Genomic DNA, 10,605 nt, shown 5'->3' with positions numbered 1-10,605 from the left:
CGGGTTTTTTTATATCTGTAGTATCCCCACTTATCTACAATAGCTGTACTCTTTTTGTTCATCCCCTGGAGTATTTATGTGGTTACTTGACCAGTGGGCAGAGCGCCATATTACTGAAGCACAGGCTAAAGGTGAGTTTGAAAATCTCCCAGGCAGTGGTGAACCATTAATCCTGGAAGATGACACACACGTGCCGCCGGAACTGCGTGCGGGCTATCGCTTGTTAAAGAATTCCGGCTGTTTACCGCCAGAACTTGAGCAGCGGAAGGAAGCAATTCAGCTTTTGGATATTCTCAGAGGCATTCGTCAGGATGATCCGAAATATCAAGAGGTTAGCCGCCAGTTATCTTTACTGGAGTTAAAACTGCGGCAAGCAGGTTTGAGCACTGAATTTTTACGTGGCGAATATGCAGATAAGCTTCTGAATAAAATTAATGACAACTGAGAGATAATTTATGTATCGCATTGGTGAGTTGGCAAAACTGGCAGAAGTTACGCCCGACACAATACGTTATTACGAAAAACAGCAGATGATGGATCATGAAGTTCGTACGGTAGGAGGCTTTCGTCTGTATACCGAAAGCGATCTCCAACGGTTGAAATTTATTCGGCATGCCAGACAACTTGGTTTCAGTCTCGAGTCGATCCGTGAGTTACTTTCGATCCGTATCGATCCTGAACATCATACTTGTCAGGAATCAAAAGGTATTGTGCAGGAAAGATTACAGGAAGTGGAAGCGCGGATAGCCGAGTTGCAGAGCATGCAGCGTTCCTTGCAACGTCTTAACGATGCCTGTTGTGGTAGCGCCCATAGCAGCGTTTATTGCTCTATCCTTGAAGCTCTTGAACAAGGAGCCAGCGGTGTCAAAGCAGGTTGTTGATTTTTTGCACTGACGGGATTACACTCGCGCCGTTAAATAACCAACTGGAGTTTTTATGAGCCGATATCAGCATACGAAAGGGCAGATAAAGGATAATGCGATTGAAGCATTACTACATGACCCTTTGTTCAGACAGCGTGTAGAAAAAAATAAAAAAGGGAAAGGCAGTTATATGCGAAAAGGAAAACATGGCAATCGGGGTAACTGGGAGGCCAGTGGCAAGAAAGTAAATCACTTTTTTACCACTGGCCTTCTGCTTTCAGGCGCTTGTTAAGATCGGTTATTTTGCTCTTTCAGCAAATCACGAATCTCTGTCAGTAATACTTCTTCTTTAGTTGGTGCAGGTGCTGCTGCAGGTTCTTCTTTCTTACGATTCAGTTTGTTGATTAGCTTAATCGCCATAAAGATGGCAAAGGCCACAATCAGAAAATCAAAGACGTTTTGAATGAAGACACCGTAATGCATCACAACAGCAGGGATATCCCCCTGCGCATCGCGTAGCGTGACAGCAAACTGTTTAAAATCGATCCCGCCAATTAATAAGCCCAAAGGTGGCATGATGATATCGGCAACCAGCGAAGAGACGATCTTCCCGAATGCCGCACCGATAATGACACCCACCGCCAAATCCACCACGTTCCCGCGCATCGCAAATTCGCGAAATTCTTTAATAATGCTCATGTTATTCTCCCTATGAAGCCGACAACCATAAGTCTAACAAATGTTAAGCTATTTTCCTGCCAGGAATGAATTTAATTAATCCTTGATATTCAAAGGGAAATAATAAGGCGTCATTAGACGCCTTATTAATTACAAAAAGAAAGGACTTGGCTGGAAGAGTCTTTCGACGTCGGTAATAAACTTTTTATCTGTGAGGAACATAATTACGTGATCGCCTTGCTCAATGCGCAGATTGTCATTGGCAATCATCACGTCGTTTCCACGTACCACCGCTCCAATAATCGTTCCTGGCGGTAGCTTGATTTCATCAATGACTCTGCCGACAACGCGCGAGGTGCTTTCATCACCGTGAGCAACGGCTTCAATAGCTTCTGCTACGCCGCGGCGCAATGAGGAAACACCAACAATATCTGCTTTTCGCACATGACTAAGCAACGCAGAAATAGTTGCTTGTTGTGGTGAAATCGCAATATCGATCACGCTCCCCTGAACCAGATCCACATAAGCGCGACGCTGGATCAATACCATCACCTTTTTCGCACCCATACGTTTGGCGAGCATGGCTGACATGATATTGGCCTCGTCATCGTTGGTGACGGCAATAAACAGATCAACTTGATCGATATGTTCTTCGGCCAGCAGTTCTTGATCCGACGCATCACCAAAAAAGACGATCGTATTCTGCAACTTTTCCGCCAGTTCGGCAGCGCGCTGCTGATTACGTTCGATGAGTTTGACGCTGTAATCTTTTTCCAGACGACGCGCCAGCCCTGCACCGATATTACCGCCACCAACCAGCATGATCCGCTTATACGGTTTTTCCAGTCGCTGTAATTCACTCATCACCGCGCGTATATGCTGCGAGGCGGCAATAAAGAACACTTCATCACCGGCTTCAACAATGGTCGAACCTTGCGGACGAATGGGGCGATCGTGGCGGAAAATTGCTGCCACACGAGTATCGATATGTGGCATATGTTCGCGCATGGTCGAAAGTGCATTACCAATCAGCGGGCCACCATAATAGGCTTTTACCACAGCGAGGCTGACTTTACCCTCAGCGAAGTTCACCACCTGCAATGCGCCGGGATACTCAATCAGTCGGTAAATATTATCGATAACCAACTGCTCTGGTGCGATCAGATGATCAATCGGTACAGCATCTGAATGAAATAGCTTATCGGCATCGCGCACGTAGTCTGGTGAGCGGATACGAGCGATGCGATTAGGGGTGTTGAAAAGTGAGTAGGCTACCTGGCAGGCAACCATATTGGTTTCATCTGAACTGGTTACAGCAACCAGCATATCGGCGTCGTCGGCACCTGCCTCCCGCAATACGCGTGGATGAGAGCCATGCCCCTGCACGACTCGCAGGTCAAATTTATCCTGCAAGGTCCGCAGACGCTCACCGTTGGTATCGACAACAGTAATATCGTTGTTCTCGCCAACCAGGTTTTCCGCCAGTGTGCCGCCAACCTGACCGGCACCCAGAATGATAATTTTCATCAGTCGCGACCCGTTATCTCATCACTTTTTGATTAGCTTAGCGTAAAAGAAGCCGTCGCCCTCTTCGGCACCAGGCAGATTTTGCTTACCCGGTTGTTCTGGTGTTCCGGTGTCGCAAAGTTCGGCATCAGCGGTACGTTGCAAAAAGGCTTTAACCTGCAGGCTATTCTCTTCCGGTAACACCGAACAGGTGGCATAGACCAGGGTTCCACCGGATTTTAAATGCGGCCAAATGGCGTCGAGAATTTCAGACTGCAGTTGCGCGAGTTCCGGGATATCGCGATCACGACGTAACCACTTGATATCCGGATGGCGACGAATCACACCCGTTGCTGAACAAGGCGCATCTAATAAAATGCGATCAAACTGTTGCTCGCCACACCATTGGGAAGGGTAGCGGCCATCACCTTGTTTCACGGTCGCCTTCATACCAAGGCGTTTTAAATTGTCGTAAACGCGAGAGAGGCGTTGCTCATCAATATCGACCGCCAGAACTTGTGCCTCTGGAGCAACCTCAAGAATATGCGTAGTTTTACCGCCCGGGGCGGCGCAAAGATCCAGAATGTGTTCACCGTTTTGTGGCGCAAGCCAGGTCATGCAACCTTGTGCTGAAGCATCCTGAACGGTAACCCATCCGTCTTCAAAACCGGGTAGCGCATGAACAGGTGCAGGTGTTTCCAGCCGTACAGCATCAGGGTAATCCGAATGTGGGAAGCCTTTCATTCCTGCTTCATCCAGCAATGCAAGCCAACTGTCGCGGGAATGATGCGTACGATTAACGCGCAGCCACATTGGCGGACGCTGGTTATTGGCTTCGACGATGGATTGCCACTGCTCTGGATACGCTTTTTGCAGACGCTTCAGCAACCAGGAAGGATGCAGATAACGTGCATCACTGGCATTAAACTCGGCTAATAACTCTTCTTGCTGACGCTGGAACTGGCGTAATACACCGTTAATCAACCCTTTAAGTTGCGGACGCTTAATTGCGATAGCGCCTTCAACCGTTTCAGCCAGCGCAGCATGCGGTGGAATGCGGGTATAAAGCAGTTGATACAAACCAACCATAATCAGGTAATGCACGGTCCGCTGTTTGCCAGTCATCGGACGGGCCATTAACTTATTAATCAGCCAGTCTAACTGCGAAAGCGTGCGCAGTACGCCAAAGCACAACTCTTGAAGAAGTGCTTTGTCTTTATCGGAAACTTTTTGCTGGAGCGGTGGCAAAATGTTGCTTAATGATTGCCCTTGCTCGACGACTTGTTCAACGGCCTGGGCCGCCATGCTACGTAAATTACGTTGTTTTTTCATAAGTATAAAAATGCCCGGCAAGACCGGGCTTAGAAGAGTGGACTATCAGGCCAGACGCTTGCCCGGAATAAACCATTCCCGACGAGAATTCAGGAGGTCTTGTGCGCTCATCGCTTTCTTACCCGCAGGTTGTAACGAGAGCAGATTCAGGATGCCATCACCAGTCGCAACCTGGATGCCTTGTTTGTTGGCTTCAAGGATCGTTCCTGGGGCAGCGTTGGTTACCGTATCAATGACCGACGCTTTCCAGACTTTAACCGGCTGTCCTTCAATTTCCAGCCAGCTCATTGGCCATGGATTGAAAGCGCGAATGCAGCGTTCAAGCTGCGCTGCCGAAAGTGACCAGTCAATACGCGCTTCTTCTTTACTCAACTTTTCGGCGTAAGTAACAAGAGTTTCGTCCTGAATTTCTGGTTTCGCCGTGCCGTCTGCCAGTTGTTTCAACGTGGTGATAAGCCCTTGTGGGCCAAGCTCTGCCAGCTTGTCATACAACGTGCCGCTGGTATCTTCTGCGGTAATCGGGCAGGAGAGTTTATAGAGCATGTCGCCCGTGTCTAAACCGACATCCATTTGCATAATGGTCACGCCGGTTTCTGCATCGCCCGCCCACAGCGAACGTTGGATTGGCGCGGCGCCGCGCCAGCGTGGCAGCAGTGAACCATGAACATTGATGCATCCAAGACGCGGCATCTCCAGCACTGCTTTAGGCAGAATTAAGCCATAGGCGACGACGACCATAACATCAGCGTGCAGATCGGCGACCAGTTGCTGGTTTTCTTGTGGACGCAGGGAAACAGGCTGAAAAACCGGTAACCCTTTCTCTTCTGCCAGCACTTTAACCGGGCTGGGCATTAGTTTTTTACCGCGACCTGCCGGTCGGTCCGGTTGGGTGAACACGCCGACAACGTTATGTCCAGAAGACAACAGCGCGTCAAGATGACGCGCTGCAAAGTCAGGTGTACCCGCAAAAATAATACGTAGTGATTCTGACACGTTAGTTCTTATCCTTAAGCCCGGGCTTTCAGACGATCCAGTTTTTCAACTTTCTGACGAATACGTTGTTGTTTCAGCGGTGACAGATAATCCATAAACAGTTTGCCGACCAGGTGATCCATCTCATGCTGAATGCAGATGGCTAACAGACCATCTGCTTCCAGTTCAAATGGTTTACCGTCGCGGTCCAGGGCGCGAATTTTAACTTTCTCTGCGCGTGGCACTAAAGCACGTTGTTCAGGGATCGACAGGCAACCTTCCTCAATGCCTGTTTCGCCGCTTTTTTCTAAAAGCTCCGGATTGATTAACACCAGCCGTTCGTCACGGTTTTCCGAAACATCAATAACAATGATACGTTGATGGATATCAACCTGGGTTGCCGCCAGGCCAATACCTTCTTCCGCGTACATCGTCTCGAACATATCATCGACGATACGCTGAATTTCTGCATTCACTTCTTCTACCGGTTTAGCAACTTTGCGAAGCCGCTCGTCCGGAATATGTAACACTTGCAAAACTGACATAAATCTCCAGAGATGTGTTCAGGAGTTAGAAAGATTATTTCTTCTATTCTAGACAAATCCCCCTCTGATTGACAGCATCACTGACCAATCGCAAAGATTGCTAAGGCTGCTTATGGCAGGGAGATAAGGATGGTCGATACCGAAATTTGGCTGCGTTTAATGAGCATCAGCAGCTTGTACGGCGATGATATGGTCCGTATAGCTCACTGGCTGGCAGAACAGCCAAATATTGATGCGGTTGTATTGCAGCAAATAGGGCTTACATTGCGGCAGGCACAGCGCTTTCTTACATTTTCACAGCAGAGTATTGAAAGCTCACTTTGTTGGCTGGAGCAACCTAACCATCATTTAATCCCTGCGGATAGTGAATTTTATCCTCCTCAACTTATTGCAACGGCTGATTATCCAGGTGCACTGTTTGTTGCTGGTGATCTACAAGCGCTGCAATCATTTCAGTTGGCCGTAGTGGGAAGCCGGGCGCATTCATGGTATGGCGAACGGTGGGGGCGGCTGTTATGTGAGGCGCTGGCGGCGCGAGGCGTGACAATTACCAGTGGGCTGGCGCGTGGAATCGATGGTGTAGCGCATAAAGCGGCCTTGCAGGTAAATGGTGTCAGTGTTGCTGTGCTGGGGAATGGGCTCAATACAATTCATCCGCGTCGCCATGCCCGACTGGCTACCAGTCTGCTTGAACATGGTGGGGCTCTTGTCTCGGAATTTCCCCTTGATACCCCTCCTCTTGCTTACAATTTCCCGCGAAGAAATCGCATTATCAGTGGTCTAAGTAAAGGTGTACTGGTGGTGGAAGCGGCTTTGCGCAGTGGTTCACTGGTGACAGCGCGTTGTGCGCTTGAGCAGGGACGTGAAGTCTTTGCTTTGCCCGGTCCATTAGGGAGTCCCGGAAGTGAAGGCCCCCACTGGCTTATAAAACAAGGTGCGATTCTTGTGACGGAACCGGAAGAAATTCTGGAAAATTTGCAATATGGATTGCACTGGTTGCCAGATGCCCCTGAAAAATCATTTTATTCACCAGATCAGGAAGACGTGGCATTGCCATTTCCTGAGCTCCTGGCTAACGTAGGAGATGAGGTAACACCTGTTGACGTCGTCGCTGAACGTGCCGGCCAACCTGTGCCAGAGGTAGTTACTCAACTACTTGAACTGGAGTTAGCAGGATGGATCGCAGCTGTACCCGGCGGCTATGTCCGATTGAGGAGGGCATGCCATGTTCGACGTACTAATGTATTTGTTTGAAACCTATATTCACACTGAAGCTGAGTTGCGTGTGGATCAAGACAAACTTGAACAGGATCTTACCGACGCAGGTTTTGAGCGAGAAGATATCTACAATGCCCTGCTATGGCTGGAAAAACTTGCTGATTATCAGGAAGGGCTGGCAGAACCGATGCAACTGGCCTCGGATCCTCTCTCCATGCGTATTTATACACCGGAAGAGTGTGAACGACTGGATGCCAGCTGCCGTGGGTTTCTGCTTTTCCTTGAGCAGATTCAGGTGCTCAACCTTGAAACTCGTGAAATGGTGATAGAGCGAGTGCTTGCGCTGGATAACGCAGAGTTCGAACTGGATGATCTGAAGTGGGTGATCCTGATGGTGTTGTTCAACATCCCGGGCTGCGAAAATGCGTACCAGCAAATGGAAGAATTACTCTTTGAAGTGAATGAAGGTATGCTGCATTAATCATTTCTTTAATTCAGCATAAGTTGTTATGGCGAAATCAGCACTGTTCACGGTGCGTAATAATGAGTCCTGCCCAAAGTGCGGGGCTGAACTGGTTATTCGATCCGGGAAACACGGTCAGTTTCTTGGGTGCTCACAGTATCCGGCGTGTGACTACGTCCGTCCTCTGAAATCTTCAGCGGATGGGCATATCGTCAAAGTTCTGGAGGGGCAGGTTTGCCCTGCATGTGGCGCAAATCTGGTATTACGCCAGGGACGCTTTGGTATGTTTATTGGTTGCAGTAACTATCCAGAATGCGAACATACCGAACTTATCGATAAACCGGACGAAACAGCAATTACCTGTCCTCAATGTCGGACGGGCCATCTGGTCCAGCGCCGCTCCCGTTATGGCAAAACATTTCACTCCTGTGATCGCTACCCTGAGTGTCAATTTGCTATTAACTTCAAACCAATAGCCGGAGAGTGCCCTGAGTGTCATTATCCGCTACTCATCGAAAAGAAAACCGCGCAGGGTGTAAAACACTTTTGTGCCCGTAAACAATGTGGAAAGCCGGTTTCGGCGGAATAATAACGTGAATAATAACCTGCAAGGAGACGCTATCGCAGCTGCGATAGATGTCCTCAATGAAGAACGTGTCATCGCCTATCCAACGGAAGCTGTTTTCGGTGTCGGCTGCGATCCTGATAGCGAAACAGCAGTGATGCGGCTGTTGGAATTAAAACAGCGTCCGGTTGATAAGGGGCTGATTTTAATCGCGGCAAATTACGAGCAGCTTAAACCCTATATTGATGACAGCATGCTGACTGACGCGCAGCGTGAAACCATTTTTTCTCGCTGGCCTGGTCCTGTCACTTTTGTCTTTCCCACGCCAGCGACAACACCACGATGGTTGACGGGCCGCTTTGATTCGCTTGCTGTACGAGTCACCGACCATCCGTTGGTGGTTGCTTTGTGCCAGGCTTATGGTAAACCGCTGGTTTCTACCAGTGCCAACTTGAGTGGAATGCCACCTTGTCGAACAATAGAGGAAGTTCACGCACAGTTTGGTGCTGATTTCCCGGTTGTGCGAGGTGAAACGGGCGGTCGTTTAAATCCTTCAGAAATTCGTGATGCCCTGACGGGTGAACTGTTTCGACAGGGGTAACATAATGGAAACCTATGCTGTTTTTGGTAATCCGATAGCCCACAGCAAATCGCCATTCATTCATCAGCAATTTGCTCAGCAACTGAATATTGAACATCCCTATGGCCGCGTGCTGGCACCCATCAATGATTTCATCAACACGCTAAACGCTTTCTTTCGTGCTGGTGGTAAAGGTGCGAATGTGACGGTGCCTTTTAAAGAAGAGGCTTTTGCCAGAGCGGATGAGCTTACTGAACGGGCAGCGTTGGCTGGTGCTGTTAATACCCTCAAGCGGTTAGAAGATGGACGCCTGCTGGGTGACAATACCGATGGCGTAGGCTTGTTAAGCGATCTGGAACGTCTATCTTTTATTCGTTCCGGTTTACGTATTCTGCTTATCGGCGCTGGTGGGGCATCTCGTGGGGTATTACTGCCGCTTCTCTCTCTGGACTGTGCGGTGACAATCACTAACCGAACGGTTTCTCGCGCGGAAGAGTTGGCTAAATTGTTTGCGCACACTGGAAGTGTTCAGGCGTTGGGTATGGACGAACTGGAAGGCCACGAGTTCGATCTTATTATTAACGCGACATCCAGTGGCATTAGTGGAGATGTTCCGGCGATCCCGGCATCGCTCGTCCATTCAGGTATTTGTTGTTATGACATGTTCTACCAGAAGGGAAAAACGCCCTTTCTGGCATGGTGTGAACAGCAAGGCTCAAAACGTAATGCGGATGGATTGGGGATGTTAGTGGCGCAGGCGGCTCATGCCTTTCTTCTCTGGCACGGTGTTCTGCCTGATGTAGAACCAGTTATAAAGCAATTGCAGGAGGAGTTGTCCGCGTGAATCAGGCCATCCAGTTTCCAGATAGGGAAGAGTGGAACGAGAGTAAAAAATGCGTTTGTTTTCCAGCTCTTGTAAATGGTATGCAGCTCACTTGCGCTATTACTGGAGAGAGTCTGGCGAACCGCTTTGCAGGAGATACGCCAGAACAGTGGTTAGCGAATTTTCGTCAGCATCGCTGGGACCTGGAAGAAGAAGCGGAAAACTTAATTCATGAACAAAGTGAAGATGATCAAGGTTGGGTCTGGTTACCCTGATCCAGATATTCGTCCTTCCATTTCACGTAATTATTCGCGGAATAGCGTAACCCAGCCTTCTCTTCATCACTTAACGGGCGGATCTGTTTGACGGGGCTACCGAGATACAGATATCCGCTCTCCAGGCGTTTATTTTGTGGGACCAGGCTACCCGCACCAATCATCACATCATCTTCTACTATTGCGCCATCGAGTAAAATTGAGCCCATCCCAACCAAAACTCGATTGCCAATGGTGCAGCCGTGGAGCATCACTTTATGTCCAACCGTAACGTCTTCACCGACGATCAACGGATTGCCTTGTGGATTAGCCGTTGATTTATGGGTCACGTGTAAGACGCTACCATCCTGAATATTAGTGCGGGCACCGATTTGTACATAATTCACATCGCCACGAATCACAACGAGCGGCCAGATCCCCACATCATCAGCCAGGCGGGCGTCACCAATAACCACACTACTACTGTCGATCATTACGCGCTGACCGATTTGTGGAAAAAGATCGCGGTATGGGCGTAAAACATCAGACATACTTACCTCAACAATAAATGATTTACTAATGACTTTGGGTGCATTATTGGCCTTGTGCAAGTCTTTTAGTATGCAAAAAAGCACCGTTTTGTGTGTGAATGCAGCAAAAAGGGTGAAAAAACAACAAACAGAAAAAAAGATCAAAAAAGTACTTGTGCAAAAAATTGGGATCCCTATAATGCGCCTCCGTTGAGACGACAACGTGAAACACTTCACAAGATGGTCGTAACAATAAAGAGAAAAATCCTGAAATTC

At 48.6% G+C, this 10,605-nt stretch carries 15 protein-coding genes; 9 read left to right on the top strand and 6 right to left on the bottom strand.

Annotation, left to right across the window (positions count from 1 at the left end; genetic code table 11):
- The first annotated feature begins 76 nt into the window (after positions 1-76).
- The 3 genes from FEK47_RS23810 to arfA are packed head-to-tail and all read left to right on the top strand — an operon-like array spanning position 77 to position 1,155.
- A complete protein-coding gene (locus tag FEK47_RS23810) occupies positions 77-445 on the top strand; it encodes a DUF1992 domain-containing protein (protein WP_130217608.1) in 369 nt (122 codons plus the stop codon).
- A gap of 10 nt (positions 446-455) precedes the next feature.
- A complete protein-coding gene (zntR, locus tag FEK47_RS23805) occupies positions 456-881 on the top strand; it encodes a Zn(2+)-responsive transcriptional regulator (RefSeq protein ID WP_130217606.1) in 426 nt (141 codons plus the stop codon).
- Between the two features lie 55 nt (positions 882-936).
- A complete protein-coding gene (gene arfA, locus FEK47_RS23800; protein ID WP_000092696.1) occupies positions 937-1,155 on the top strand; it encodes an alternative ribosome-rescue factor ArfA in 219 nt (72 codons plus the stop codon).
- Here the strand turns inward: arfA and mscL are convergent.
- From mscL to def, 5 genes are all read right to left on the bottom strand, one after another.
- A complete protein-coding gene (gene mscL / locus FEK47_RS23795; RefSeq protein WP_000022442.1) occupies positions 1,152-1,562 on the bottom strand; it encodes a large-conductance mechanosensitive channel protein MscL in 411 nt (136 codons plus the stop codon). The two genes, arfA and mscL, sit on opposite strands and share 4 nt — an antisense overlap.
- A 129-nt stretch (positions 1,563-1,691) precedes the next feature.
- Positions 1,692-3,068, bottom strand: coding sequence for a Trk system potassium transporter TrkA (trkA, locus tag FEK47_RS23790; protein WP_000691382.1), 1,377 nt, complete (start codon positions 3,066-3,068; stop codon positions 1,692-1,694).
- Between the two features lie 21 nt (positions 3,069-3,089).
- The gene (gene rsmB, locus FEK47_RS23785) at positions 3,090-4,379 is read right to left on the bottom strand and encodes a 16S rRNA (cytosine(967)-C(5))-methyltransferase RsmB (protein WP_135487160.1); all 1,290 of its coding nucleotides are present in this window, start codon (positions 4,377-4,379) and stop codon (positions 3,090-3,092) included.
- 45 nt (positions 4,380-4,424) lie between these two features.
- On the bottom strand, positions 4,425-5,372 hold the full coding sequence (fmt, locus tag FEK47_RS23780) for a methionyl-tRNA formyltransferase (protein ID WP_135487161.1): 948 nt from the start codon (positions 5,370-5,372) through the stop codon (positions 4,425-4,427).
- A 14-nt stretch (positions 5,373-5,386) separates the two neighbouring features.
- Complete coding sequence (def, locus tag FEK47_RS23775; protein WP_000114984.1) at positions 5,387-5,896, bottom strand: peptide deformylase; 510 nt, start codon at positions 5,894-5,896, stop codon at positions 5,387-5,389.
- Positions 5,897-6,025: 129 nt separating this feature from the next.
- Between def and dprA the strand changes: the two genes are divergently transcribed.
- Genes dprA through FEK47_RS23745 form a run of 6 tightly spaced genes read left to right on the top strand, consistent with a single transcriptional unit; the run spans position 6,026 to position 9,820 of the window.
- Positions 6,026-7,150: a DNA-protecting protein DprA gene (gene dprA / locus FEK47_RS23770; RefSeq protein WP_135487162.1), complete on the top strand. Its 1,125-nt coding sequence runs from the start codon at positions 6,026-6,028 to the stop codon at positions 7,148-7,150.
- Complete coding sequence (gene smg, locus FEK47_RS23765; RefSeq protein WP_000460680.1) at positions 7,122-7,595, top strand: DUF494 family protein Smg; 474 nt, start codon at positions 7,122-7,124, stop codon at positions 7,593-7,595. Before dprA ends, smg begins: the two co-directional genes overlap by 29 nt.
- Positions 7,596-7,623: 28 nt before the next feature.
- The gene (locus FEK47_RS23760; RefSeq protein WP_135487163.1) at positions 7,624-8,166 is read left to right on the top strand and encodes a type I DNA topoisomerase; all 543 of its coding nucleotides are present in this window, start codon (positions 7,624-7,626) and stop codon (positions 8,164-8,166) included.
- A gap of 4 nt (positions 8,167-8,170) precedes the next feature.
- Entirely contained in the window at positions 8,171-8,743 is a 573-nt protein-coding gene (tsaC, locus tag FEK47_RS23755) for an L-threonylcarbamoyladenylate synthase type 1 TsaC (RefSeq protein WP_135487164.1), read from the top strand.
- A gap of 4 nt (positions 8,744-8,747) precedes the next feature.
- Complete coding sequence (gene aroE / locus FEK47_RS23750) at positions 8,748-9,566, top strand: shikimate dehydrogenase (RefSeq protein ID WP_135487165.1); 819 nt, start codon at positions 8,748-8,750, stop codon at positions 9,564-9,566.
- Positions 9,563-9,820, top strand: coding sequence for a DUF1488 domain-containing protein (locus tag FEK47_RS23745; protein WP_138183405.1), 258 nt, complete (start codon positions 9,563-9,565; stop codon positions 9,818-9,820). Before aroE ends, FEK47_RS23745 begins: the two co-directional genes overlap by 4 nt.
- On the opposite strand, the gene FEK47_RS23740 is transcribed toward FEK47_RS23745, so the two are convergent.
- Positions 9,796-10,350, bottom strand: coding sequence for a gamma carbonic anhydrase family protein (locus tag FEK47_RS23740; RefSeq protein WP_130206867.1), 555 nt, complete (start codon positions 10,348-10,350; stop codon positions 9,796-9,798). The genes FEK47_RS23745 and FEK47_RS23740 overlap by 25 nt on opposite strands.
- Between the last annotated feature and the right edge of the window lie 255 nt (positions 10,351-10,605).

The organism is Escherichia sp. E3659 (assembly GCF_005781135.1).
Lineage (GTDB): Bacteria > Pseudomonadota > Gammaproteobacteria > Enterobacterales > Enterobacteriaceae > Escherichia.
This window is presented reverse-complemented; position numbering and strand designations above follow the sequence as displayed.

Coding starts and splice junctions, on each gene's coding strand:
- FEK47_RS23810 (WP_130217608.1), top strand. CDS start 77: ATGTGGTTACTTGACCAGTGGGCAGAGCGCCATATTACTGAAGCACAG.
- zntR (WP_130217606.1), top strand. CDS start 456: ATGTATCGCATTGGTGAGTTGGCAAAACTGGCAGAAGTTACGCCCGAC.
- arfA (WP_000092696.1), top strand. CDS start 937: ATGAGCCGATATCAGCATACGAAAGGGCAGATAAAGGATAATGCGATT.
- mscL (WP_000022442.1), bottom strand. CDS start 1,562: ATGAGCATTATTAAAGAATTTCGCGAATTTGCGATGCGCGGGAACGTG.
- trkA (WP_000691382.1), bottom strand. CDS start 3,068: ATGAAAATTATCATTCTGGGTGCCGGTCAGGTTGGCGGCACACTGGCG.
- rsmB (WP_135487160.1), bottom strand. CDS start 4,379: ATGAAAAAACAACGTAATTTACGTAGCATGGCGGCCCAGGCCGTTGAA.
- def (WP_000114984.1), bottom strand. CDS start 5,896: ATGTCAGTTTTGCAAGTGTTACATATTCCGGACGAGCGGCTTCGCAAA.
- dprA (WP_135487162.1), top strand. CDS start 6,026: ATGGTCGATACCGAAATTTGGCTGCGTTTAATGAGCATCAGCAGCTTG.
- smg (WP_000460680.1), top strand. CDS start 7,122: ATGTTCGACGTACTAATGTATTTGTTTGAAACCTATATTCACACTGAA.
- FEK47_RS23760 (WP_135487163.1), top strand. CDS start 7,624: ATGGCGAAATCAGCACTGTTCACGGTGCGTAATAATGAGTCCTGCCCA.
- aroE (WP_135487165.1), top strand. CDS start 8,748: ATGGAAACCTATGCTGTTTTTGGTAATCCGATAGCCCACAGCAAATCG.
- FEK47_RS23740 (WP_130206867.1), bottom strand. CDS start 10,350: ATGTCTGATGTTTTACGCCCATACCGCGATCTTTTTCCACAAATCGGT.